Source organism: Amycolatopsis kentuckyensis, from assembly GCF_041679295.1.
GTDB lineage: Bacteria > Actinomycetota > Actinomycetes > Mycobacteriales > Pseudonocardiaceae > Amycolatopsis > Amycolatopsis kentuckyensis_A.
On the sequence record NZ_JBGDMD010000010.1, the window covers coordinates 75,499 to 100,341 of the forward strand.

Consider the following 24,843-nt stretch of genomic DNA (forward strand, 5'->3'; position numbering starts at 1 on the left):
CTCCCGCCGGGACGAATTCACAGACTCTTCTCAGCCGGGCAAACCGCGCATACCGTCGGCGGCCGTGGCGCCGGTCGAGCCCCTCCAGTCAATGGGTCAAGAAAATACCTTTGTTCCGGTTGACCGCGCCGACGCGACCGGGTAGGAAGGAGCCGCAAAGGATTCGCATCAAACCTTTGGGGCGGCTGATGGCACGCAGGCGAGGCATGCTCACCCTCGACGAGCTCCGGGCGCGGGTGGACGCGGGCACGATCGACACCGTGCTCGTCGCGATCACGGACATGCAGGGCAGGCTCCAGGGCAAGCGCTGCTCGGCGGAGTACTTCCTGGACGAGGTCGTCGGCCACGCCACCGAGGCCTGCAACTACCTCCTGGCCGTGGACGTCGACATGAACACCGTCGACGGCTACGCGCTCTCCTCCTGGGACAGCGGCTACGGCGACTTCGTGCTGCGTCCCGATCTCGAGACGCTGCGCGAAATCCCGTGGCACGAAAGCACCGCGCTGGTCCTCGCCGACGTCGAGCGCGTCGAAGGCGGTCCCGTTCCGATGTCGCCGCGGCAGATCCTGCGCCGGCAGCTCGACCGGCTCGCCGAGCGGGGCCTCGCCGCCTACGTCGGCACCGAACTCGAGTTCATCGTCTTCGACGACACCTACGAAGCCGCGTGGGACAAGCGCTACCACGGGCTCAAGCCCGCCAACCAGTACAACGTCGACTACTCGATGCTCGGCACCGCGCGCCTCGAGCCGCTGCTGCGCCGCATCCGCAACGACATGGCCGGCGCCGGGCTCTACCCGGAGTCCGCCAAGGGCGAGTGCAACCCCGGGCAGCAGGAGATCGCCTTCCGCTACACCGACGCGCTCAGCACTTGCGACAACCACAGCGTCTACAAGAACGGCGCCAAGGAAATCGCCGCGCAGGAGGGCAAGAGCCTCACCTTCATGGCGAAGTACAACGAGCGCGAAGGCAACTCCTGCCACATCCACATCAGCCTGCGCTCCACCGAAGGCCGGGCCGTCCTGTCGGGCGACCACGACCACGGCTTCTCGACGCTCATGGAGCAGTTCCTCGCCGGCCAGCTCGCCGCGCTGCACGAGCTGACCTACTTCTTCGCGCCGAACATCAACTCCTACAAGCGGTTCGTGCCCGGCAGCTTCGCGCCGACCGTGATCGCCTGGGGCACCGACAACCGGACGTGCGCGCTGCGCGTCGTCGGGCACGGCGAGTCGCTGCGCGTCGAAAACCGCGTGCCGGGCGGGGACGTCAACCCGTACCTCGCCGTCGCCGCGCTCATCGCCGCCGGCCTGCACGGCATCGAGAACGAGCTGGAACTGGAAGAACCCTTCACCGGCAACGCCTACCACTCCGACCGCGGCACCGTGCCGACGACGCTGCCCGAAGCCGCCGAGGCCCTCGCGGGGAGCGACCTGGCGCGGGAGGCGTTCGGCGACGACGTCGTCGACCACTACCTGAACGCGGCGAAGATCGAGATCGACGCCTACAACGCCGCCGTCACCGACTGGGAGCTCGTCCGTGGCTTCGAGCGACTCTAAGCCCGTCATCGGCCTCACCGGCTACCTCGAACCCGCGAAGTTCCTGGTGTGGGAAACCGAAGCCGTGCTGCTGCACCGGGTCTACGTCGACTGCGTCGTCGCGGCCGGCGGCATCCCGGTGCTGCTCCCGCCGGTGTCCGACGCCCACGACCGGCTGGTGTCCACTGTGGACGGCCTGGTGCTCACCGGCGGCGCCGACGTCGAACCGGAGCGCTACGGCCAGGAGCCGCATCCCGCGACCTACACGCGGCCGGAGCGGGACGCGTTCGAGTTCGGCCTGTTCGCGGCCGCGCGCAAGGCAGGCAAGCCGGTGCTCGGCGTGTGCCGCGGCCTGCAGGTGATGAGCGTCGCCCTCGGCGGCACGCTCACCCAGCACCTGCCGGAGGCGACGGAGTCCACCGAGCACCAGCCCGCGCCGGCGACGTTCGGCCGGGGGACCGTCACCCTGGCCGAAGGCAGCCGCGCGGCGGCGATCCTGGGACCGGAGACCAAGACCCTCTGCTACCACCACCAGGCGATCGACCGGCTCGGCGCCGGCCTGGAACCGGTCGGCTGGGCCGCCGACGGCACGATCGAGGCCGCGGAAATCCCGGGTGAGTTCGCCCTGGGCGTCCAGTGGCACCCCGAGCAGGACAGCGACGACGTCCGGCTGTTCCAGGCTCTCGTCGACGCGAGCAAGGAGACCCGATGACCACCAGTTTCGACGTCCGGAACCCGGCCACCGAGGAGGTGGTGCGGACCGTCCCCCTGACCAGCGCCGAGGAGACCGACGCGGCGATCGCTCGCGCGCAGGCGGCGTTCCCGGCGTGGCGCGACGTCACCCCCGGCGACCGCGCGCGGCTCCTGCGCCGCTTCGCCGACGCCGTCGAGGCCGACATCGAGAACCTCGCGCGGCTCGAGGTCGAGAACTCCGGGCACACCATCGGCAACGCGCGCTGGGAAGCCGGCAACGTCCGCGACGTCCTCAACTACTACTCCGCGGCCCCGGAACGCCTGATCGGCAAGCAGATCCCGGTGCCGGGCGGCGTCAACGTCACCTTCCAGGAGCCCCTGGGCGTGGTCGGCGTGATCGTGCCGTGGAACTTCCCGATGCCGATCGCCGGCTGGGGCTTCGCGCCCGCGCTCGCCGCTGGCAACACCGTCGTCCTCAAGCCCGCCGAGCTGACGCCGCTGACCGCGATCCGGCTGGCCGAGCTGGCGCGCGAGGCGGGCATCCCGGAGGACGTCTTCCAGGTGCTGCCCGGCAAGGGATCCGTTGTCGGGCAACGGTTCGTCGAGCACCCGGGCGTGCGCAAGGTCGTCTTCACCGGCTCCACCGAGGTCGGCAAGCAGATCATGGCCGGCTGCTCGGCCCAGGTGAAACGCGTGACGCTGGAGCTGGGCGGCAAGAACGCGAACATCGTCTTCGCCGACTCCGACCTGGAGAAGGCCGCCGCGACCGCGCCCTACGGTGTCTTCGACAACGCCGGCCAGGACTGCTGCGCGCGGTCGCTGATCCTGGTGCAGGCGAGCGCGTACGACCGCTTCATGGAACTCCTGGAGCCCGCGGTACACGGCGTCGTCGTCGGCGACCCCGGCGACGAGAAGACCGAGATGGGGCCGCTGATCTCGGCCGCGCACCGGGAAAAGGTGGCGTCGTACGTGCCGGACGACGCGCCCGTCGCGTTCCGCGGCAGCGCGCCCGCCGGTCCCGGCTACTGGTTCCCGCCGACCGTCCTCACCCCGCCCGACCTGCGGCACCCCGCCGTGGCGGAGGAGGTGTTCGGCCCGGTCGTCGCCGTCGTGCCGTTCGCGGAGGAGGCCGACGCGATCCGGATGGCCAACGCGACCGAGTACGGCCTGTCCGGGTCGATCTGGACCCGCGACGCCGGCCGCGCGTTCCGCGTGGCGCGCGGCGTCGAAGCCGGCAACCTGTCGGTGAACTCGCACTCTTCGGTGCGCTACTGGACGCCGTTCGGCGGGTTCAAGCAGTCCGGCCTCGGCCGCGAGCTGGGCCCCGACGCCGCGGCGGCGTTCACCGAAACCAAAAACGTCTTTCTCAGCACGGAGGAGTAATGGTCCAGCGTTTCGAAGGCCGCGTCGCGGTCATCACCGGCGGCGCGAGCGGCATCGGGCTCGCGTCGGCCCGCCGCCTGGCGAGCGAAGGCGCGAAGGTCGTCATCGCGGACCTGACCCCGGCCGAGGGCAAGGCGGTCGCCGACGAGATCGGCGGCGCGTTCATCCAGACCGACGTCACCGACGCCGAACAGGTCGAGAACCTGTTCCACAGCACGGTCGAGCAGTTCGGCTCGGTCGACGTGGCGTTCAACAACGCGGGCATCTCCCCGCCCGAGGACGACTCCATCCTGACCACCGGCATCGACGCCTGGGAGCGGGTGCAGCGCGTCAACCTGACGTCGGTGTACCACTGCTGCAAGGCCGTCCTGCCGCACATGCAGCGGCAGGGACGCGGTTCCATCATCAACACGGCGTCGTTCGTCGCGGTGATGGGCGCGGCGACGTCGCAGATCTCCTACACCGCGTCCAAGGGCGGGGTGCTCGCGATGAGCCGCGAGCTGGGCGTGCAGTTCGCGCGGGAGAACATCCGCGTCAACGCGCTGTGCCCGGGGCCGGTGAACACGCCGCTGTTGAAGGAGCTGTTCGCGAAGGACCCGGAACGCGCGGCGCGGCGGCTGGTGCACGTGCCGGTCGGCCGGTTCGCCGAGCCGTCGGAGATCGCGGCCGCGGTGGCGTTCCTGGCCAGCGACGACGCCAGCTTCATCACGGCGTCCCAGTTCCTGGTCGACGGCGGCATCTCCGGCGCGTACGTCACCCCGCTCTAACGCTTGGTCGGTTTTTTGACGCCGTAGACCTCCCGCAGGTAGTTCCAGGCGGCGTTGAGCTTCTTGCGCTCCTCGGAGACGAGCTTTTCGCGACGGCGAAGCACGCGGACGGCGATCTCGGAGGCGAGGAAGGCACCGGCGGCGAAGGTCAGCACGCCGACGATGAGCGTGAGGGCGATGATGGTGGTGGTCATGGTGACCAGCGTCGACGCCGGATGGGCGATTCGTCCCTGCGCAAAGCTAGCGGGTTTCGTTAGCTTTGTGAGGTGACGCACTGGCGCGCCGACGAGTGGGCGGAAGCGGTCCGGACCGGCATCCGCGCGAGGGGCCTCTCCCTGGACGAGGCCGCGAGACGCATCGGCGTTCCGACGTCCACCCTGCGCAGCTGGATCGAACACCGGCACGCGCCGAAGGTGACCGTCTTCGACCACTGGGCGCAGCTCGCCGAGGTCACCGGGCTGGGGGAGGCCGAGCTGCTGCGCGTCGCCGGCGTGCTGCCGGACTCGCTCGCCAGCCCGGTGCACGTCGCCCAGGCGGCGAAGTCGCTGCGGGAGGGCATCGACCAGGCCGGGCAGTTCCTCCGGCAGGCCACCGCGCTCGTCTACTCCTCGCCCGGCACGCAGGTGGCCAACGCGATCGCGGCGTCGCCGATCGACTGGGAGATGCGGATCCGCTCCGCCACCCGCGGCGACGAGGTCCGCGTCACCTACCACCACTACGTCGGGATCGTGCCGCCGCGGGACTTCCCGCACGACGACGCCGAGGTCCGCCGCATCATCGAGCACGAGATCCTCGGCGAGCTGTGGCGGCCGCTCGGGCTCTACTGGCGGGTCGCCGAGGTGCACGACTGGCACGAGCCGCCGCGGCTGGTCATCCAGGTGCCCGAGCAGGAGGCGACGCGCCCGCCCGCGCCGTCGCCGGTGGTCACCGCGCCGCCGGTCGTCGTGCTGTCGCCGATCTGGGGGTACGGCGAGCTGCTGGCGTCGCTGGTCGCCGACGGGCTCGGGTTCGGCAACGTCGACTTCCGCTACTTCGGCCTCCCGGACGCGATGGCCGACCGTGTCCGCATCACCGCCCGCGAGCTGGCCGAACCGGCGCCGCGGCTGGTGCACTCGGTGCCACCGATCATGCTGCTGCACGGGCTGGCCGTGCCGGACCTGACCGGCCGCCTCCCGGTCGTCGTCCGCTACGGCCCCCGGATGCGGGCCCGCGCGTCGCGGATCTACCGGTCGGCGCTGCTCGAGGCGGGGTTCGAAGACCCGCTGGAGGGAGCGCGGGCGATCGAGGCGGCAATCTCGGTCCCGCCGGGCTGCGCGTACTTCGAGGTGACGCTCGCCGACGAGGACGTCTTCGACGGCGACCACCCCTCGCTGGACCGGCTCAACGACACCGTGGCGTGGCTCGCCGAGCAGATCGTCGAGCAGGTGCTGCTGGGTGCCGGGCACCCGCCGGTGCCGGTCGGCGGGCCGCTCAAACGCCTGGTCCTGCCCTCGGGGAGAGTCCGCCGCCCGCCGGTTTTGGCCGGCCAGGTGGTCCGCCGGGTCGCCGAAACGACGTGAATGACTCATTCCTGTCGTCTGGTGACAGGAATGAGTCATTCACGTCGTCGAGGGCCGGTCGAGGATCACTGTGGCGTTGCCCGGGTGAAGTAGACGGACCTCGAACCCGGCAGGTACCGTGACCGTCACAACTGCAGATCGGGCCGTAGAGCCGAGGCGGGAGAGCCCCCACGAAGCCGGTGGGGCACCGAAGGAGCAAACTCCCCAGAATCTCTCAGGTACCTGTTACCGCTTCGCGCGAGGCCACTCTGGAAAGCAGGCGCACCCGCGCCTCACCCAAGGTGAAAGCCGTGTCTCCCACGGTGAAACTCTCAGGTGCCATGACAGAGGGGGAGTTCCCAGCGCACCGTTGTGTGCCCAGGCCCGAGGAGCTCCCCATCACTTCAACGCAGTTCGACGCCCGCCACATCGGCCCGTCCGAGGCCGAACGCGCGAAGATGCTGGCCGAGTGCGGCTACGGCAGCCTGGACGCCCTCGTCGGCGCCGCCGTCCCGACCGCGATCCGCGCGACGAAGGAACTCACCCTCCCGCCCGCCGCGTCCGAAGAGGACGCCACCGCGGAGCTGCGCGCCCTCGCCGCGCGCAACCGGCCGATGACGCAGATGATCGGCCTCGGCTACTCCGACACCGTGACGCCCGGCGTGATCCGCCGCAACGTCCTCGAGAACCCGGCCTGGTACACCGCGTACACGCCCTACCAGCCGGAAATCTCGCAGGGCCGGCTCGAAGCGCTGCTCAACTTCCAGACGATGGTCGCCGACCTGACCGGCCTGGCCACCGCGAACGCGTCGCTGCTGGACGAGTCGACCGCCGTCGCCGAGGCCGTCACGCTGATGCGCCGCGCCTCGAAGTCCAAGTCCAACAAGGTCGTCCTGGACGCCGAGTGCCTGCCGCAGACGATCGCCGTCGTGCGCACCCGCGTCGAGGCGCTGGGCATCGAGGTCGAGGTCCGCGACCTGCTCACCGGGCTGCCCGAGGACTTCTTCGGCGTCGTCGTCCAGTACCCCGGCGCGTCCGGTGTGCTGCGCGGCCGCGGCTTCTACCAGGCGATCTCCGAGTCGGCGAAGGCCGCGGGCGCGCTGTTCACCGTCGCCGCCGACCTCCTCGCACTCACCCTGATCACCGCGCCCGGCGACTTCGGCGCCGACGTCGCCGCGGGCTCGACCCAGCGCTTCGGCGTCCCGCTCGGCTACGGCGGCCCGCACGCCGGGTACATGTCCGTCCGTGCCGGCCTCGAGCGCTCGCTGCCCGGGCGCCTGGTCGGCGTCTCGGTCGACGTCGACGGCAACTCCGCCTACCGCCTCGCGCTGCAGACGCGTGAGCAGCACATCCGCCGTGAGAAGGCGACGTCGAACATCTGCACCGCGCAGGTCCTGCCGGCCGTGCTGGCCGCGATGTACGCGGTCTACCACGGTCCGGACGGCCTGAAGAAGATCGCCCAGCGCGTCCACGGCCTCGCCGCGGGCTTCGCCGAGGCCCTGCGTCAGAACGACGTCGAGGTCGTGCACGAGTCCTTCTTCGACACGGTCGTCGCGCGCGTCCCGGGCCGGGCCGCCGAGGTCCACGCGGCCGCCCGTGAGGCCGGGATCAACCTCGGTCACGTCGACGCCGACCACGTCCGCGTCGCGTTCGACGAGGTCAGCACGCCCGCGATCACCGCGAAGGTGCTCAACGCGTTCAAGGTCGACGCGGACGTCAACGACGGCGTCGCGCTGCCGAACGGCCTGGCCCGCGAGAGCGGCTTCATGGGCCACGAGGTCTTCGGCACGCACCGCTCCGAGACGGCGATGCTGCGTTACCTGCGCAAGCTGTCCGACCTGGACTACGCGCTCGACCGCGGCATGATCCCGCTCGGCTCCTGCACGATGAAGCTCAACGCCACCACCGAGATGGAGCCGATCAGCTGGCGCGAGTTCGCCGGCATCCACCCGTTCGCCCCGGCCGAAGACGCCGAGGGCTACCACGTCCTCGTGGCGCAGCTGGCGGAGTGGCTGGCGGAGGTCACCGGCTACGACAAGGTGTCGCTGCAGCCGAACGCGGGCAGCCAGGGCGAGCTCGCCGGCCTCCTCGCGATCCGCGCGTACCACCGCGCCAACGGCGACGAGGCTCGTGACGTCTGCCTGATCCCGTCGTCCGCGCACGGCACAAACGCCGCTTCCGCGGTGCTCGCCGGGATGCGCGTGGTCGTCGTCAAGTGCACCGACGAGGGCAACGTCGACCTGGCCGACCTGCGGTCCAAGGTGGACGCCCACAAGGACACCCTCGCCGCGATCATGGTCACCTACCCGTCGACGCACGGCGTGTACGAGCACGACATCGACGAGCTCGCGAAGATCGTCCACGACGGCGGCGGCCAGGTCTACGTCGACGGCGCGAACCTCAACGCGCTGCTCGGCCTGGCCAAGCCGGGCGAGTTCGGCGGCGACGTCTCGCACCTGAACCTGCACAAGACCTTCTGCATCCCGCACGGCGGTGGCGGCCCCGGCGTCGGCCCGGTCGCGGTGCGCGCGCACCTCGCGCCGTACCTGCCGAACCACCCGCTGCTCGACGCCGCCGGTCCCGAGACCGGCGTCGGCCCGATCAGCGGCGCGCCGTACGGCTCGGCGTCGATCCTGCCGATCTCCTGGGCCTACGTCCGGATGATGGGCGCGCCCGGCCTGACCGCGGCCACGAAGGTCGCCGTGCTCGCCGCCAACTACGTCGCTTCGCGCCTGGCGCCGCACTACCCGGTGCTCTACACGGGCCAGGACGGCCTGGTCGCGCACGAGTGCATCCTCGACCTGCGCCAGATCACCAAGGAGACCGGCGTGACGGTCGACGACGTCGCCAAGCGGCTCATCGACTACGGCTTCCACGCGCCGACCATGTCGTTCCCGGTCGCCGGCACGCTGATGGTCGAGCCGACCGAGTCCGAGGACCTGGGCGAGATCGACCGGTTCTGCGACGCGATGATCGCCATCCGCGCCGAGATCGACGAGGTCGCCAACGGCAAGTGGAGCGCCGAGGAGTCGCCGCTGCGGGGTGCCCCGCACACCGCGGAGACGCTGGTCGGCGAGTGGGACAAGGCCTACGACCGCGAGCTGGCCGTGTACCCGGCGGGTGTTTCGCGGAAGAACAAGTACTGGCCCCCGGTGCGTCGCATCGACGGGGCCCGCGGCGACCGTAACCTCGTGTGCTCCTGCCCGCCCCTCAACGCTTACGAAGGCTGAACCCGTGTCTCGCGAAACCTCTCTGCACGGAGTCCACAAGGGACTCGGTGCGTTGTTCACCGACTTCGCCGGCTGGTCCATGCCGGTCCGCTACGCCAGTGAACTGGCCGAGCACAAGGCCGTCCGCGAGGCGGCCGGGCTGTTCGACCTGTCGCACATGGCCGAAATCCACGTCACCGGCAAGCAGGCGGCCGACGTCCTGGACTTCGCGCTGGTCGGCAACCTCACCGGGGTCAAGCCGGGCCGGGCGCGGTACACGATGATCTGCAACGCCGACGGCGGCGTCCTGGACGACCTGGTCGTCTACCGCCTGGCCGACGAGCACTACCTGGTCGTCGCGAACGCGGGCAACGCGCAGGTCGTCGCGGATGCGCTGGCCGAGCGGGTCGCGGGCTTCGATGCGGTGGTCGACGACAAGTCCGAGACCACCGCGCTGATCGCGGTCCAAGGCCCGAACGCCGCGGCGATCCTGGGTTCGGTCACCGACGCCGACCTGGACGCGCTGAAGTACTACGCCAGCGTCCCGGCGTCGGTGAAGGGCCACGACGTCCTGCTCGCCCGCACCGGCTACACCGGCGAGGATGGCTTCGAGCTGTTCGTCGACGCCGACGAGGCGCCGGCGCTGTGGCGCCTGCTGCTGGAGGCCGGCGAGCCGCACGGCCTGGTCCCGGCGGGCCTCGCCTGCCGCGACACGCTGCGGCTGGAAGCCGGGATGCCGTTGTACGGCAACGAGCTCACCGTCGAGCAGAGCCCGTTCGAGGCCGGGCTCGGGCGGGTGGTCAAGTTCGAGAAGCCGGGTGACTTCGTCGGCCGCGCCGCCCTCGAAGAGCGGTCGAAGCAGGACGTCCCGCGCGTGCGTGTCGGGCTCAAAGGCGCCGGTCGGCGCGCCCCGCGTCACGGCTACAAGCTGCTGGTGGACGGCACCGAGGTCGGCGAGGTCACCAGTGGCGCGCTGTCGCCCACGCTGGGTTACCCGATCGCCATGGCGTACGTCGATCGGGCGTACGCCGAGCCCGGCACCGAGCTCTCCGTCGACATCCGGGGCAGGATCGAGCCCGTCGAGGTCGTCGCCCTGCCCTTCTACTCCCGCGCGTAAGGACTGTTGAACCGTGAGCATCCCCGAGAACCTGCAGTACACGAAGGAACACGAGTGGCTGAAGGTCGAGGACGGCGTCGCCACCGTCGGCATCACCGCCTTCGCCGCCGAGTCGCTCGGTGACATCGTGTTCGTCCAGCTGCCCGACGCGGGCTCGACGATCACCGCCGGCGAGGTGTTCGGCGAGGTCGAGTCGACCAAGTCGGTCAGCGAGCTGTACGCGCCGGTCTCCGGCGAGGTCGTCGAGGTGAACGGCACCACATCGGACACCCCCGAGGTCATCAACTCCGACCCGTACACCGAAGGATGGCTCCTGAAGGTGCGTCTGACCGGGGACGTGCCGGACCTGCTCGACGCCGCCGCGTACGCCGCGCACACCCAGGAGAACTGATGACGACCTTCGACGCGCACCTGTCCGAAGTCGACCCCGAGGTCGCCGCGGCCGTCGCGGCCGAGCTCACCCGCCAGCAGTCGACCCTGGAGATGATCGCCTCCGAGAACTTCGCCCCGGTGGGCGTGCTCGAGGCGCAGGGCTCGGTGCTGACCAACAAGTACGCCGAGGGCTACCCGGGCCGCCGCTACTACGGCGGCTGCGAGCACGTCGACGTCGTCGAGCAGCTCGCCATCGACCGCGCGAAGGCCCTCTTCGGCGCCGAGCACGCCAACGTCCAGCCGCACTCGGGCGCCCAGGCCAACGCGGCCGCGATGTTCGCGGTGCTCAAGCCGGGCGACACGATCCTCGGCCTCGACCTGGCGCACGGCGGTCACCTGACGCACGGGATGAAGATCAACTTCTCGGGCAAGCTGTACAACGTCGTCGCCTACCACGTCGACAAGGAGACCGGGATCGTCGACCTCGCGGAGATCGAGCGTCTGGCCGTCGAGCACCAGCCGAAGCTGATCATCGCCGGCTGGTCCGCCTACCCGCGTCAGCTCGACTTCGCCGAGTTCCGCCGCATCGCAGACCTCGTCGGCGCTCGCCTGATGGTCGACATGGCGCACTTCGCCGGGCTGGTCGCGGCCGGGCTGCACCCGTCGCCGGTGCCGCACGCCGACATCGTCACCACGACCACGCACAAGACCCTCGGCGGCCCGCGCGGCGGCCTGATCCTGTCGCGCGAGGAACTGGCGAAGAAGATCAACTCGGCCGTGTTCCCCGGTCAGCAGGGCGGCCCGCTGGAGCACGTCATCGCGGCCAAGGCCGTCGCGCTGAAGATCGCGGCGAGCGACGAGTTCCGCGAGCGTCAGGAGCGGACCCTCGAAGGCTCGCGAATCCTGGCGTCGCGCTTGTCGCAGGACGACTGCGCTTCGGCGGGGGTCCGGGTGCTGACCGGCGGCACCGACGTCCACCTGGTGCTCGTCGACCTCGTCCAGTCCACTCTGGACGGTCAGCAGGCCGAGGACCGGCTGCACGAAGTCGGCATCACGGTGAACCGCAACGCCGTCCCGTTCGACCCGCGCCCGCCGATGATCACGTCCGGCCTGCGCATCGGCACGCCGGCGCTGGCCACCCGCGGGTTCCAGGCCGAGGACTTCACCGAGGTCGCCGACGTCATCGCCGAGGCCCTCAAACCGGACTTCGACGACGCCCTGCGGTCCAAGCTGCGCGACCGCGTCGAGACGCTGGCCAAGAAGCACCCGCTGTACGCGGACCTTTCGCGATGAGCGCGTCGCCCGAGGGCCGGAAGCTGCTGCGTCTGGAAGTCCGCAACAGTGAGACGCCGATCGAGAAGAAGCCGTCGTGGATCAAGACGCGGGTGAGGATGGGGCCGGAGTTCACCGAACTCAAGGGTCTTGTGCGTCGCGAGGGTTTGCACACGGTGTGTGAAGAGGCCGGTTGTCCCAATATCTATGAGTGCTGGGAAGACCGCGAGGCCACGTTCCTCATCGGCGGGGATCAGTGCACCCGTCGGTGTGACTTCTGCCAGATCGACACCGGTAAGCCGGCCGAGCTGGACCGTACTGAGCCGCGGAAGGTCGCGGAGTCGGTGCAGGCGATGGGGTTGCGGTATTCGACGGTCACCGGTGTTGCGCGTGATGACCTTCCCGATGGTGGGGCTTGGCTGTACGCGGAGACCGTTCGTCAGATCCACGACTTGAACCCCGGTACGGGTGTTGAGCTGTTGATTCCGGACTTCAACGCTGACCCTGAGCAGCTGGCCGAGGTGTTCGGGTCGCGTCCGGAAGTCCTTGCCCACAACGTGGAGACGGTGCCGCGGATCTTCAAGCGCATTCGCCCCGGATTCCGGTATGCGCGGTCGCTGGAGGTCATCACGAAGGCGCGTGAGGCCGGGCTGGTGACGAAGTCGAACTTGATCCTGGGCATGGGTGAGACCCCGGACGAGGTGGCGCCGGCGATGCAGGATTTGGTTGATGCGGGGTGCGAGATCCTGACGATCACGCAGTACCTGCGTCCGTCGCCGCGGCATCATCCGGTGGATCGGTGGGTGAAGCCGGAGGAGTTCGTCGAGCACTCGAAGGCTGCGGAGGCGATGGGTTTCGCGGGGGTGATGGCGGGTCCGCTGGTGCGGTCGTCGTACCGCGCGGGACGGCTCTACGCCCAGACCAAGGGTTACCGTGGAGAGGAGCTGCCGGAAAACCTGCAGCACCTCGCCGACCAGGGCCCGGCCGCGCAAGAAGCCAGCTCCCTGCTGGCGCGATAGGAAGGGGCGGATCAATGGCGATCAGCGTCTTCGACCTGTTTTCCATCGGCATCGGCCCGTCGAGCTCCCACACCGTCGGGCCGATGCGGGCGGCACGGACCTTTGTGGACGGACTCAGCGACGACCTCGCCTCGGTGTCCCGCGTCCAGGCCGAGCTGTTCGGCTCGCTGGGCGCGACCGGGTTCGGGCACGGCAGCGACAAAGCCGTCCTGCTCGGGCTTTCCGGCTCGCGGCCGGAGGAGATCGACACCGACACGGTGCCCGCGCGCATCGCGGCGATCCGTGAGTCCGGACGGCTGCTGCTGGCCGGCACGCACGAGATCGCGTTCGACGAGGACACCGACCTCACCATGCACCGGCGCAAGTCGTTGCCGGCCCACCCGAACGGCATGGTGTTCCGCGCGTTCGACGCGTCGGGCTCGCTGGTGCGCGAACGCACGTACTACTCGGTCGGCGGCGGGTTCGTCCGCGACGAGTCGTACGAGACGGACACGGTGTTCGTCGAGGACTCGACCCCGGTGCCGTACCCGTTCCGCACCGGCGCGGATCTGCTGGGCCACTGCGCGGCCACCGGGAAGCCGATCAGCGAAATCATGCTGGCGAACGAGCTTTCCTGGCGTACCGCTGAGGAGGTGCGGTCCGGGCTGCTGGCCATCTGGGCGGTCATGGCGGAGTGCGTCCGCAACGGCTGCACCCACGAAGGTGTCCTGCCGGGCGGGCTGAAGGTGCCGCGGCGCGCGCGTTCGCTGCACGAGAAGCTCCTGGCCGAAGACGGCGCGGACGACCCGTTGTACGCGATGGACTGGGTGAGCCTGTACGCATTGGCGGTCAACGAGGAGAACGCGGCGGGCGGACGCGTGGTGACGGCCCCGACCAACGGCGCGGCGGGCATCATCCCGGCGGTGCTCCACTACTACCAGCGGTTCATCCGGCACTCGACCGACGACGGAATCGTGACGTTCCTGCTGACGGCGGGCGCGATCGGCTCGATCCTCAAGCAGACGGGCTCGATCTCGGGCGCGGAAGTCGGCTGCCAGGGTGAAGTGGGGTCGGCGTCGGCGATGGCGGCGGCGGGCCTCACAGAGGTCCTCGGCGGCTCGCCGGCCCAGGTGGAGAACGCGGCGGAGATCGGGGTGGAGCACCACCTCGGGCTCACGTGCGACCCGGTCGGCGGCCTGGTCCAGATCCCGTGCATCGAGCGCAACGCGGTGGGAGCGTCGAAGGCGATCCACGCGGCCCGGATGGCGATGCGCGGCGACGGAAGCCACGTGGTGACGCTGGACAAGGCGATCAAGACGATGCGCGAGACGGGCGCGGACATGAGCGTGAAGTACAAGGAAACCGCCCGCGGCGGCTTGGCGGTCAACGTCATCGAGTGCTGAGGCCGACACCTTCACGTGAAAGTGCCGGCGCGGCTCAGTTGCGCCGGTCCTCCGGCTCCACCGCCAGCCGCAGGCCGACCTCCACCAAGCGCCAGCCCAGCTGCTGTTTCCGCGTTCCCGGGCTGCGGCTCGGGGCCGCCCGGCCCGGAGGCCGGTTGCGGACGCCGTGGCGCAGCTCGTCCTCTCGCTCGTGGACCAGGTCCTCCGCCATCAGGAAGTGCACCGGATCGCCCCCTGCGTCGATGTTCGGTGTCGGTGGTGCCATCGTCGCCGACCGTGGCCGTCCGGTTCCACTGGTTTTCCGCACCGCGAACACAGTGTGACCGCCGCGAGAGCCCGAAGCCACTCCGATCATGCCCAGCGGCCTAAACTCTCAGGATGGAACCGACCTCGGTGGCGAATGCCGGTGAAGCGCTGTTCCGGCCGGTCCGCGCGGGCAACGCCTTCGAGGAGACCGTCGAACGGCTGCTGCAGGCCATCCGCCTCGGCGTGGTCGGCGCGGGGGAGCGGCTGCCGTCGGAACGCGAGCTCGCCGAACGTCTCGGGGTCAGCCGCGTCACGCTCCGCGAAGCCATCCGCGCCCTCTCCGACGCCGGTTACGTCGAGTCACGGCGGGGGCGCTACGGCGGCACGTTCGTGAACGACACCCTGCCCGGGCCGCCCGCCCCCGACGGCAAGATCGACGCCGTCGGCCTGGAGGACGCGTTGTGCCTCCGGTACGTCCTCGAGACCGGCGCCGCGGAGATGGCGGCCGCCCGGTCGCTGAGCCCGGCCGACCGCCGTCACCTCACCGGCACCCTGGCCGAAGCCGCCGGCGCGGACCTCGACGACTACCGCCGCAAGGATTCCCGCCTGCACCTGGCGATCGCGGAGGTGACGGCGTCCGGCTCCCTGACCACGGCGATGGCCGACGCCCGCACCCGCGTCAACCAGCTGCTCGACCGCATCCCGCTGCTCCCGCCCAACCTCGAGCACTCGAACGCCCAGCACGAGGCGATCGTCGACGCGATCCTGGCCGGCGACGCCCCGGCCGCCCGCCAGGCGATGGCCGAGCACATCGAAGGCACGGCGTCCCTGCTGCGCGCCTTCCTGTCCTGACGACACCGAACCCGTCTTCACAGAATTCGAACAACTCTCGGTAGTTCTCCACAGAACCTCCTCACTCGTTCGGCCGTCATCCATTCGTGACCTTGGCGATCGAGGAACCAGAGGAAGAAGCCGCGAAGCCGGACACCCCGCGCCGTCGCCGATGGCGGCGCTTCCGGCGGATCGCCTACTGGACCGTGGGCACGCTCGTCGGCGGTCCGCTGATCGCCTTCTGGGTCGCCTACCTCGTGCTCGACGTCCGCAGCCCGCAAGAGGTCCTCGCCGGGCTCGACAAGACCGTCGTGCTCACCTACTCCGACGGCTCGGAGCTGCTCAAGGTCGTCCCCGCCGACGGTGACCGCACCTTCGTGCCCTACCCGCAGGTGCCCGCGAAGCTGCGCGACGCCATCATCGCCACCGAGGACCCGACCTTCTGGGACAACCAGGGCTTCGACCCGACCGGCATCGGCCGCGCGTTCCTCACCGGCGTCGGCGGCGGGTCCGGGATCACCCAGCAGTACATCAAGAAGTCCACCGGCGACGACGACGCCACCCTCGGCCGCAAGTTCGCCGAGCTCGTGCTGGCCACGAAGATCACCCAGGAGCAGAGCAAAGAGCAGATCTTCGAAAGCTACGTCAACATCATCTCCTTCGGCCGCGGCACGTTCGGCCCCGCCGCGGCGATGAACGCCTACTTCGGCAAGAAGCTCGACGACTCGATGACGTGGAGCGAAGCCGCTTTCCTCGCCGGGATGATCCAATCGCCGTCGGTGCACGACCCGGCCGCGTCCGGCGACGCGCACGCCGCCCGGCGCTGGCAGTACGTGCACGACAAGCTCGTGGACCGCGGGTACGTGAAGCCGGGCGAACCCATGGCCTACCCCGGCGCCGAGATCCAGTCGCCGTCCGAGACCCGCGCCGGGCGCCTCACCTACGACCAGTTCCACGTCAAGCAGCAGGTCCTCGCCGAACTGGAAGAAGACGGTTTCCCGCTCGGCCGGCTGCAGCAGGGAAACATGACAGTCGAGACGACGCTGGACCGCGGCCTGCAGGACGCCGCGAAGAAGACGTTGCAGGACAGGCTGAAGGGCGAGCCGAAGGAGTTCCGCGGCGCGCTGGTGTCCGTCGACCCGAAGACCGGCGCCGTCCGCGCCTACCAGGGCGGCGACCAGGGCGTCCGCGACTACGCGAGCACCCCGCACGCGGCCGGCTCGGCGTTCCACCCGTTCACGCTCGCCGCGGCACTGCGCCGCGGCTACGGTCCGGACGTGCCGGTCCCGGCGCCCGCGGAACAGGAGTTCCTCGGCGAGAAGTTCAAGTACCCGGACCTCTGCGACCCCGTGTGCACGCCGCGCACCGCGATGCAGCTGCACGCCCGGAGCCCGTTCATCGCGCTGGCGAAGAAACTCGGGCCGGACGCGCTGAGCGAGACCGCCCGGCAGGCCGGCATCCCCGAAACCGTCGACGGCACGCCGACGATGCGGGAGAAGGACGGTTTCCTCATCGGCCCGGGCATCGCGATCGGCCGGTACCCGCTGCGGCCGCTCGACATGGCGGGCGCCTACGCGACGTTCGCCGCGGACGGCCGCCGCACCACGCCGCACCTGGTGGCGAAGGTGCGCGACGAGAGCGGCGCGGTCGTCTGGGAGCACACCGACACCGCGCGGCCCGCGTTCGACGACGACGGCGCCGAGAGCCGCCGCATCGCCCGGGACGTCACCGGCGTCCTGACCGACGGCAGCGGGGTCGCGCTGCGCACCGGCGAGGCCGAGCACGGCAACGGGCAGGGCAACCAGGACGCCTGGGCCGTCGGCTACACCCCGCAGCTGGCGACGGCGGTGTGGGTCGGCTCCGACGACGAGCGCAAGCTGAAGGACGCGAACGGGGTGAAGCTCATCGGCGACGTCGTCCCGGCCGACGTCTGGCGCGCGTACACGGCGGCGGCCACGGCCGGGCAGCAGGCCCGGCCGGTCGCCGGGAGCCCGCCGCCGGTGGTGCGGCCGCCGCGCTGATCAGCGGACCAGCGCGAGCACGAACCCGTCGTGCCCCTTGGCGCCGACGGTCTGCACGGCGGTCGCGTCCAGCCGCGGCTCGGCGGCGAGGACTTCGAACATCTCCCGCGCGCCCAGGACGTTCGGGTCGGTGCTCTCGGCGTCGGCCACCCCGCCCTGGCGGACGACGTTGTCGACGACGATCGTCGTCCCCGGCCGCGACAGCTCCAGCGACGCGCGCACGTAGTTCGCGAGGTTGCTCTTGTCGGCGTCGACGAAGATGAAGTCGAACGGCCCGGTCAGCGTCGGCAGCGTGTCGAGCGCGGCGCCGACGCGGATGTCGACGACGTCCTCGCCGAAGCCCGCGCGCGCCAGGTTCGCCCGCGCGACTTCGGCGTGCCGCGGCTCGTATTCGCAGGTCACCAGCTTGCCGCCGGGCGGCAGCGCGCGGGCCAGCCAGATCGTGCTGTACCCGCCGAGCGTGCCGATCTCCAGGATTGAACGGGCGCCGGCTTGGCGCGCCAGCAGGTTCAGCAGCTTCCCCTGGTTGGGCGCGACGGCGATCTGCGGCAGCCCGGCGGCGGCCGAGCCGGAAAGCGCCGCGTCGAGCACGGGGTCGGCCGGGAGCAGCGCCCCGGTGAGGTAGTCGTCGACTTCGGCCCAGGTCTTGTCGGTCATGGCACCTCCACCGCCAACCTAGCGGGCTGGGATCATGCTGAGGAGTGCTCGAAGGCGGGAAGGTGGACATGGACGACTACCGCGTCGTCGCGGATGCCCTGGCCGCCGACATCGAAGCCGGCCGGCTGCGGCCGGGGGACCGCCTCCCGCCGCAGCGCCGGTTCGCGCGGCAGCGGGGGATCGCCGGCTCCACCGCCGCCCGCGTCTACGGCGAGCTCGTGCGACGCGGCCTGGCCGTCGGCGAGGTCGGCCGCGGCACCTTCGTGCGGGCCGCGAAACCGCCGCCCGAACCCGCGCTCGCCGAACCCGGGGACGCGCGGGTCGACCTCGAACTCAACTTCGCCGTCCTGCCCGAAGAGTCCGCGAAGCTCGCCCAGGCCCTGCGACCGCTCCTGCGCGACGACGTCCTCACCGCCGCCCTGCACCCGATCGGCGCCGCGGGCACGCCGGCCGCCCGGCAGGCCGCCGCCACGCTGCTCACCCGCGGCGACTGGCGGCCGGACCCGGCGACCGTGCTCTTCACCGGCAGCGGGCGGCAGGCCATCGCGGCCGCCGTCGCCGCGTTCGTGCCGGTGGGTGCGCGGCTCGCCGTCGAATCCCTGACCTACCCGGTGGTGAAGGGCCTCGCCGCCCGCCTCGGCGTCGAGCTGGTACCGATCGAGACCGACGAGCATGGGCTGGTCCCGGCCGCGCTGGCCGCGGCCGAGCCGGTCCGCGCGCTGTACGTCCAGCCGACGCTGCACAACCCGCTCGGCACGACCATGCCCGCGCGCCGCCGCGAGGAACTCGCGGACGTCGTGCAACGCCTGGACCTGCCGGTGATCGAGGACGGCATCTACACGTTCCTGCGCGACGACGTCCGGCCGTTCGCCGCGTACGCGCCGGAGCGGACCGTGTTCGTCGACAGCCTTTCCAAGCGCGTCGCCCCGGGCCTGACGGCGGGGTTCCTCGTGACGCCACCGGCGTGGACTGCCCGGCTGGCGTCGTCGGTGCGGTCGGGTGCGTGGGCCGCGTCGCGCTTCGCCGTCGAAGCGGCGACGCAGTGGATCATGACCGGCACCCTCGCCGAAGTCGAAGCCGCGAAACGCCGGGACGCCGCCGCCCGGGCCGTGGTGGTTCAGGAGAAGCTGCCCGGCCTGCGCGGCGACGCCGCGTCCTACCACCGCTGGTGGGAGCTGCCGGAGCGGTGGCGGGCGGACACGTTCGTCGCGGCGGCCGCCCGGCGCGGCATCGCGCTGCTGCCCGCCGCGGCGTTCGCGGTCCTGCCGGGCCACGCGCCGAACGCCGTGCGCATCGCCGTGTCCGCCCCGCCGGTCGCGACCCTGGAAGCCGCCCTCGACGTCCTGGCGACCCTGGTCAGCGGCAGTCCCGACGACCTGCTGGCCGACTGACAGCGGGTGCCAGCGGCGTGCCAGTGCGGTGTGCGGCCCGCACCAGGGCGTCGCGCCACTCTTCGGTCATCGAGAACGAACCGAAGGAGCACCCATGACCGTCACGATCGTCGGCGCCGGCCTCGGCGGCCTCACCCTGGCCCGGGTCCTGCACGTCCACGGCGTCCCCGTCACCGTCTACGAGGCCGACGCGTCCCCGATGGCACGCCTGCAGGGCGGGATGCTCGACATCCACGACTACAACGGGCAGCTCGCCGTCGAAGCCGCCCGCCTGGAGGCCGAATTCCGCGGCCTCGTCCTGGACGGCCGCCAGGCGATGCGGATCCTCGACCGGGACGGGAACCTGCTGTTCGAGAAGGCCGACGACGGCACCGGCGGCCGGCCCGAGGTCCAGCGCGGCGAGCTGCGGCAGATGCTGCTCGACGCGCTCCCCGAAGGCACTGTCCACTGGGGACACAAGGTCGACGCGGTCCGCGCGCTCGACGGCGGCGGCCACGAAGTGACCTTCGCCGACGGCTCGACGGTCGTCGCGAGCCTCCTGGTCGGCGCCGACGGCGCCTGGTCGAAGGTCCGGCCGCTGCTCACCGGCGCCACGCCCGAGTACGTCGGCGAAGCGTTCGTCGAGACCTACCTGTTCGACGTCGAGACGAAGCACCCGGCCACCGCGGCGGCGGTCGGCATGGGGTCGATGGTCGCCCACGGCGGCACGCCCGACGACGCGATCAACGCCCACCGCGAGAGCGGCGAGACCGTGCACGCCTACGTCGTGCTCCCCCGGCCGCTGGACTGGTTCGCCGCGATCGACTTCGCCGACCCCGCCGCGGCCGCGGCCCGGATCGCGGCGGAGTTCGACGGCTGGGCTCCGGAGCTGACGGCGCTGATCACCGACGCCGACACCGCCCCGGTGCTGCGCCCGCACTACGCGCTGCCGGTCGGGCTCCGGTGGGACCGCGTGCCGGGCGTGACCCTCGTCGGCGACGCAGCGCACCTCGCGCCCCCGAACGGCGAAGGCGCCAACCTGGCCATGCTCGACGGCGCGGAGCTCGGCCAGGCCCTGGCCGCGCACCCGGACGACGTCGAAGCGGCCATCGCGCAGTACGAGGAAGCCATGTTCGTCCGCGCCGCGACGCCGGTCGACGACGCCGTCCTCATGGAGAGCCTGTTCGGCGACGACGTTCCGGAAAGCCTGCTGGAGCTGGTCCGCGGCGAGCAGGACTAGGGGGCGTACTTCCCGACGAAGCTGCCGCACGTGACGGCGCGGCCCGTGAGCCGGGCCTGGATCGCCTTCTCCAGGCCGAGGTAGTCGAACACCGGCGTGTCGACCGGGATCGACTCCGGCACCGGGCCGCCCGTCGCGAGCTGGCGGATCGAGTCCGTCTCGAACAGCACCAGGTAGCCGCCTTCGCGGTTGAGCTCGTCCGCCCGCGCGAGCATGCGCTCGGGCGCGTCGCCGACGATCTCCAGCGGCAGCGGCCATTCGAGCGGGAACGGGTTGCGCAGGCCGAACGCGGGATAGGCGAACGGGCTGTCCGGCAGGATCGCCGTCTTCGCGGCCGGGAACCGGTCCAGGCAGTCGCGGATCTGGCGGACGAAGGTGTGCGTCGAGGGGTTGGTGCGGATGCCGGCCATCGCCGGGGTGACGTCGCCGAGGTCGGCGGTCAGCCGGTCGTGCCCGAGGTCGAGGTAGGCGGCCTGGTCGTGGCGGGCGACGACGACCCAGCCGCACACCGCCACCGCGGTCAGGCCCGCCGTCGCGGTCACCCAGCGGCGGGCGAGCCGCGGCCGCGGCGGAACGACGTGGCTCAACAGCAGCAACGCCGTCAGGGCGAGGGTGCCGGTGAGCAGCGTCGGCGTGTCGTTGCCCCACGACAGGCTGGTCATGAACCCGGTCGCGAGCACGAGGAGCCCGGCCCAGGGCACCTTGCGCGTGACGGCCGCGTTGACCGGCACGCTCACCGCGACGATCCACCAGAGGACGTCCGCCCAGCGCGAGGAGCCGGTGAAGCGGCCGTCGACGACCGTCCAGACGACCGCGGCGGCGCCGGCGAGCACCAGCACCCAGGACGCGATCCGCCCGGCCGCGCCGAGCCGGTCACCCGGCAGCCGGACGGCCAGCAGCACGACGGCGATCGCGGCGAAGAAGGCCAGCTCCCGCACGGGCGCCCGGGTCAGCGCTTCGGGATCTTCCAGCCAGAGCCCGAGCAGGCGTTCGCCGTACGCGGGGACGCCGCCGGTCAGCTGCTCGACCATCTCGGCGAACCCGCCGCCGAGGCTGACCCACGCGACGTACAGCAGCCCGGGCGTGCCGAGCGCGAGGAGGTCCAGCACGAACCGGAGCACGCGGCGGGAGCCGGTCCGGGTGGCCGGGTGCAGCAGCAGCCACACCACCCCGATCACCGCGGCGAGCACGAAGCTCTGCTTGACGAACACCGCGCAGCCGAGCAGCACGAGCCCGCCGCGGCGGGCGAGCGCGCGGTTCTTGCCGAGCCCGGTGTCGAGGGCCCAGGCGCCGCACGCGGTGAGCGCGATGCCGTCGACGGTGTGCCAGGCCATCAGCGGGAAGGCGTTGAGGTTGATCAATGACGCCGCGGCGACCATCGCCGTCATGCCCGGGCCCCACTCCAGGACGCGGCGGCGCGTGACGAGCGCGGCGAAGGCGATGGTGGCGACGATGATCTCGATCATCGACAGGAAACTGGACCCGAAGAACAACGGCATCGGCAGCGCGAAGTCGGCGACGTGCAGCACGGCGGACCCGAGCGGGCGCGCGGAGATGATGTCGGCGTGCGGGACTTCGCCGTGCAGCACGCGCCACGCCTGGGCGAGGATGAAGCCCTGGTCGGAGGGGTGGAACCCGAAGCGGCCGACGCGCAGTTCGGTGGCCAGGGCGAGCACGAGGACCCAGCCGGCGTGGACGCCCCAGCGCAGCAGCGGCCGCGTGGCCTTGGCGGACAGGGGTTCCGGCGCGGCGGCGCGCGCAGGACTCGCCACGTCCACGCCTGCCCGCCTTCCGCTCCCCGATCACGCCCGGAAAGCGATGGTAGCGGCCGGGCCCGGCCCCGGCATGCACAGCACCACCGGGCCCTGGTTCAAGCGCCCCAATGTGGCCTTCGGTGCGTCTGACGCACCGAAGGCCGCCTTGGGTGCTCCTCCCATGCCCCCACCGCCACCCTCAACGGAGGCGCTTCGCGCCGCGGAGCTTGGTCAGACGCAACCAAGGCCACATTGGGGCGCTTTGGCTCAGCCGAGGGTGTGCCTGGCCGTGCCGATCGCGGCCGTCTCGTCAGCCGCGGCGAATCGTTCCCCAGTGGTGATTTCCGGCATTTCGAACTCCCCAGTTCACGCCCGTACCGGTGTACGGGACTCGCGCGAGGGTAGAAGTACCGTCGTCTTCAGATCCAGGGTTTCGGCGGAATTCGCGGGGATCAGGCACGACGGCGCCAGATCAGGCGGGTGATCGCCGCCGCGACCGCCGCCGGCGCGGGCCGGCGGGGCAGGCCGCGGGCCTCGGGCGCGGACTCCCGCATCGCCGAGTACGCCAGGTGCGCGGCGAACCGCGCCACCCGCGGCGCGGTCAGCGTCGCCAGCTCGGCGGCCCGGCCCTCGGGCAGGCTCAGGATCTCCGGCCGCTCCTCCAGAGCCTTCACGACGAGCGCCGCCGCCCGCTCGGGGCTGCTCGACGGGAGTCCGCGGTAGCCGGTCGGCGCGATCATCGGCGTCCGCACCAGCGGCATCCGCACGGAGGTGAACGTGACGCCGTCCGAGAGCGTCTCGCGCCCGGCCGTCAGCCCGAACTCCTCCAGCGCCGCCTTCGACGCCAGGTACGCCGAAAAGCGCGGGGTGTCGGTCTGCAGGCCCTGGGTCGTCACGTTGACGACGTGCCCGAACCGGCGCGCGGCCATCGACGGCAGGAAGCCGAGGATCAGCCGCACCGGCCCGAAGTAGTTGATGGCCATGGTGCGCTCGAAGTCGTGGAAGCGTTCGGTGGACAGCGCGACCGAGCGCCGGATCGACCGGCCGGCGTTGTTCACCAGCATGTCGACCGCGCCGTGCTCGCCGAGGACGTCCTTGACCAGCGCGTCGACGGCGTCGCCGTCGGTGAGGTCGCACGGGTACGCGGCCGCCACGCCGCCGGCCGCGGTGATCTCGTCCCGGACTTCGGCCAGTTCCGATTCCCGCCGCGCCACGAGGATGACCTTCGCGCCCTTGCGCGCCACGGCCAGCGCCGACGCCCGGCCGATCCCGGACGACGCGCCGGTGATCAGCACCGTCCGCCCGGCGAGTCCGTGCTGCCGCCGGGCGCGGTCGGGATCGAGGTGGGCCTGCCAGTACCGGTAGAGCGGCCCGGCGTAGTCCCGCAGCTCCGGCAGCTCGATCCCGCTGCCGAACAGCGCGGTCGTCGTCCGCGCGGTGTCGAACTCGACGTCCATGCTCAGGTGCGGCAGCACGTCGAGGGGAACGCCCAGCTCCTCCAGCACGGCCGCGCGGGTGGCCCGGCCGCCGGGCACGCGGTCGACGCCGTTCGCCGCCGCGTGCGCGAGCCGGGTGCCCACCCGCCGCACCACGCCGGGCAGCTGGGCCCGGACCGTCGGCCCGCCGGCAGCGCGCGCGAAGGCGTTGTAGACGGAGTTGAGCGACTGCGGCCGCGCGGCGGCGAGGTGGTAGGTCGCCCCGGACGGCGCGTCCCGGTGCATCAGGAAGTCCATCGCCTCGACGACGTAGTCGACCGGCACCAGGTTCGTCGCGCCGAGATCCGGCGCGGCCAAGGGAAGCCGCGCGGGCAGGGAAGCCAGCCGCGAGATGGCGGGCAGGAAGAAGTACGGGCCGTCGACCTTGGCCATCTCGCCGGTGCGCGAGTCGCCGACGACGGCCGAGGGCCGGTAGACGCGGAACGGCAGCGACTGCTCGCGGACGAGCTTCTCGGCCTGGAACTTCGTCGCGTGGTACGGCGAGGAGAAGCGCTGCCCGAGGTCGAAGTCGGCCTCGGTGAACCGCCCGGCGTGGTCGCCCGCGACGGCGATCGAGGACACGTGGTGCACCAGGCCCGCCCCGGCCGCGGCGGCGAAGGCGAGCAGGTGCCGGGTGCCGTCGACGTTGGCGCGCCGGTTGGCCTCCTCGTCCGCGGTCAGGTCGTAGATCGCGCCGAGGTGGACGACGTGGTCGAGCTGGTCCAGCTCGGCGGGGTCGGTGCCGAGCCGCGGTTCGGCGAGGTCGCCGACCACCGGGTGCAGCTTCTCCGCGCCGGGCCAGGCCGCGGCCAAGGCGGTCAGGCGCTCGCGGGAGGTTTCGCGGACCAAGGCGTACACGGCGGACGTCTCCGGCCGCCGCAGCAGGCGGGCGACCAGGCGTTTCCCGATGAAGCCCGTCGCGCCCGTCACGAAGTAGGTCGTCATGGCCGGTCCCTTCGGTAGGG

At 71.5% G+C, this 24,843-nt stretch carries 20 protein-coding genes and 1 riboswitch; of the genes, 15 read left to right on the forward strand and 5 right to left on the reverse strand.

Going from position 1 to position 24,843, the window contains the following annotated elements; genetic code table 11:
* The first annotated feature begins 206 nt into the window (after positions 1–206).
* From ACERZO_RS36685 to ACERZO_RS36700, 4 genes are read left to right on the forward strand one after another with little or no spacing between them, the layout of a single operon-like run.
* Positions 207–1,553 (forward strand): glutamine synthetase family protein, encoded by a 1,347-nt coding sequence (locus ACERZO_RS36685; protein WP_372670898.1) that lies wholly within the window; start codon positions 207–209, stop codon positions 1,551–1,553.
* Positions 1,534–2,244 (forward strand): gamma-glutamyl-gamma-aminobutyrate hydrolase family protein, encoded by a 711-nt coding sequence (locus ACERZO_RS36690; RefSeq protein WP_372670489.1) that lies wholly within the window; start codon positions 1,534–1,536, stop codon positions 2,242–2,244. The genes ACERZO_RS36685 and ACERZO_RS36690 overlap by 20 nt, the downstream gene beginning before the upstream one ends.
* Complete coding sequence (locus tag ACERZO_RS36695; protein WP_372670490.1) at positions 2,241–3,608, forward strand: aldehyde dehydrogenase family protein; 1,368 nt, start codon at positions 2,241–2,243, stop codon at positions 3,606–3,608. Before ACERZO_RS36690 ends, ACERZO_RS36695 begins: the two co-directional genes overlap by 4 nt.
* Positions 3,608–4,375, forward strand: coding sequence for a 3-oxoacyl-ACP reductase (locus tag ACERZO_RS36700; RefSeq protein WP_372670491.1), 768 nt, complete (start codon positions 3,608–3,610; stop codon positions 4,373–4,375). Before ACERZO_RS36695 ends, ACERZO_RS36700 begins: the two co-directional genes overlap by 1 nt.
* Here ACERZO_RS36700 and ACERZO_RS36705 read toward each other — a convergent pair.
* On the reverse strand, positions 4,372–4,569 hold the full coding sequence (locus ACERZO_RS36705; protein ID WP_372670492.1) for a hypothetical protein: 198 nt from the start codon (positions 4,567–4,569) through the stop codon (positions 4,372–4,374). The genes ACERZO_RS36700 and ACERZO_RS36705 overlap by 4 nt on opposite strands.
* A 72-nt stretch (positions 4,570–4,641) precedes the next feature.
* Between ACERZO_RS36705 and ACERZO_RS36710 the strand changes: the two genes are divergently transcribed.
* The 7 genes from ACERZO_RS36710 (at position 4,642) to ACERZO_RS36740 (ending at position 14,284) form a co-directional block, all read left to right on the forward strand.
* Complete coding sequence (locus tag ACERZO_RS36710) at positions 4,642–5,934, forward strand: helix-turn-helix domain-containing protein (RefSeq protein WP_372670493.1); 1,293 nt, start codon at positions 4,642–4,644, stop codon at positions 5,932–5,934.
* Between the two features lie 147 nt (positions 5,935–6,081).
* Positions 6,082–6,175, forward strand: a riboswitch (glycine riboswitch).
* Between the two features lie 136 nt (positions 6,176–6,311).
* The gene (gene gcvP, locus ACERZO_RS36715; RefSeq protein WP_444843244.1) at positions 6,312–9,143 is read left to right on the forward strand and encodes an aminomethyl-transferring glycine dehydrogenase; all 2,832 of its coding nucleotides are present in this window, start codon (positions 6,312–6,314) and stop codon (positions 9,141–9,143) included.
* A gap of 4 nt (positions 9,144–9,147) precedes the next feature.
* Positions 9,148–10,239 carry a glycine cleavage system aminomethyltransferase GcvT gene (gene gcvT, locus ACERZO_RS36720; RefSeq protein ID WP_372670495.1) on the forward strand — a complete coding sequence of 364 codons (1,092 nt, stop codon included), beginning with the start codon at positions 9,148–9,150 and terminating at the stop codon, positions 10,237–10,239.
* Positions 10,240–10,252: 13 nt separating this feature from the next.
* Positions 10,253–10,630: a glycine cleavage system protein GcvH gene (gene gcvH / locus ACERZO_RS36725; protein WP_372670496.1), complete on the forward strand. Its 378-nt coding sequence runs from the start codon at positions 10,253–10,255 to the stop codon at positions 10,628–10,630.
* On the forward strand, positions 10,630–11,904 hold the full coding sequence (gene glyA, locus ACERZO_RS36730; RefSeq protein ID WP_372670497.1) for a serine hydroxymethyltransferase: 1,275 nt from the start codon (positions 10,630–10,632) through the stop codon (positions 11,902–11,904). Before gcvH ends, glyA begins: the two co-directional genes overlap by 1 nt.
* A complete protein-coding gene (gene lipA / locus ACERZO_RS36735) occupies positions 11,901–12,902 on the forward strand; it encodes a lipoyl synthase (RefSeq protein ID WP_372670498.1) in 1,002 nt (333 codons plus the stop codon). The genes glyA and lipA overlap by 4 nt, the downstream gene beginning before the upstream one ends.
* A gap of 14 nt (positions 12,903–12,916) precedes the next feature.
* Positions 12,917–14,284, forward strand: coding sequence for an L-serine ammonia-lyase (locus ACERZO_RS36740; RefSeq protein WP_372670499.1), 1,368 nt, complete (start codon positions 12,917–12,919; stop codon positions 14,282–14,284).
* Between the two features lie 34 nt (positions 14,285–14,318).
* On the opposite strand, the gene ACERZO_RS36745 is transcribed toward ACERZO_RS36740, so the two are convergent.
* Positions 14,319–14,549, reverse strand: a complete 231-nt coding sequence (locus ACERZO_RS36745) for a hypothetical protein (protein WP_372670500.1) — start codon at positions 14,547–14,549, stop codon at positions 14,319–14,321.
* 113 nt (positions 14,550–14,662) lie between these two features.
* Between ACERZO_RS36745 and ACERZO_RS36750 the strand changes: the two genes are divergently transcribed.
* Both ACERZO_RS36750 and ACERZO_RS36755 read left to right on the forward strand, forming a co-directional pair.
* Positions 14,663–15,382: a FadR/GntR family transcriptional regulator gene (locus ACERZO_RS36750; RefSeq protein ID WP_372670501.1), complete on the forward strand. Its 720-nt coding sequence runs from the start codon at positions 14,663–14,665 to the stop codon at positions 15,380–15,382.
* Between the two features lie 86 nt (positions 15,383–15,468).
* A complete protein-coding gene (locus ACERZO_RS36755) occupies positions 15,469–17,382 on the forward strand; it encodes a transglycosylase domain-containing protein (protein ID WP_372670502.1) in 1,914 nt (637 codons plus the stop codon).
* Here the strand turns inward: ACERZO_RS36755 and ACERZO_RS36760 are convergent, their stop codons facing one another.
* On the reverse strand, positions 17,383–18,039 hold the full coding sequence (locus ACERZO_RS36760; RefSeq protein WP_372670503.1) for an O-methyltransferase: 657 nt from the start codon (positions 18,037–18,039) through the stop codon (positions 17,383–17,385).
* A gap of 68 nt (positions 18,040–18,107) precedes the next feature.
* Here ACERZO_RS36760 and ACERZO_RS36765 point away from each other — a divergent pair, with 68 nt between their 5' ends.
* Together ACERZO_RS36765 and ACERZO_RS36770 are read left to right on the forward strand one after the other, a co-directional pair.
* Positions 18,108–19,430 (forward strand): aminotransferase-like domain-containing protein, encoded by a 1,323-nt coding sequence (locus ACERZO_RS36765; RefSeq protein ID WP_372670504.1) that lies wholly within the window; start codon positions 18,108–18,110, stop codon positions 19,428–19,430.
* Between the two features lie 94 nt (positions 19,431–19,524).
* On the forward strand, positions 19,525–20,649 hold the full coding sequence (locus tag ACERZO_RS36770) for an FAD-dependent oxidoreductase (RefSeq protein ID WP_372670505.1): 1,125 nt from the start codon (positions 19,525–19,527) through the stop codon (positions 20,647–20,649).
* Here the strand turns inward: ACERZO_RS36770 and ACERZO_RS36775 are convergent.
* Positions 20,646–22,427 carry a hypothetical protein gene (locus tag ACERZO_RS36775; protein ID WP_372670506.1) on the reverse strand — a complete coding sequence of 594 codons (1,782 nt, stop codon included), beginning with the start codon at positions 22,425–22,427 and terminating at the stop codon, positions 20,646–20,648. The genes ACERZO_RS36770 and ACERZO_RS36775 overlap by 4 nt on opposite strands.
* Before the next feature lie 428 nt (positions 22,428–22,855).
* Positions 22,856–24,823, reverse strand: a complete 1,968-nt coding sequence (locus ACERZO_RS36780) for an SDR family oxidoreductase (RefSeq protein ID WP_372670507.1) — start codon at positions 24,821–24,823, stop codon at positions 22,856–22,858.
* Positions 24,824–24,843: the final 20 nt, after the last annotated feature.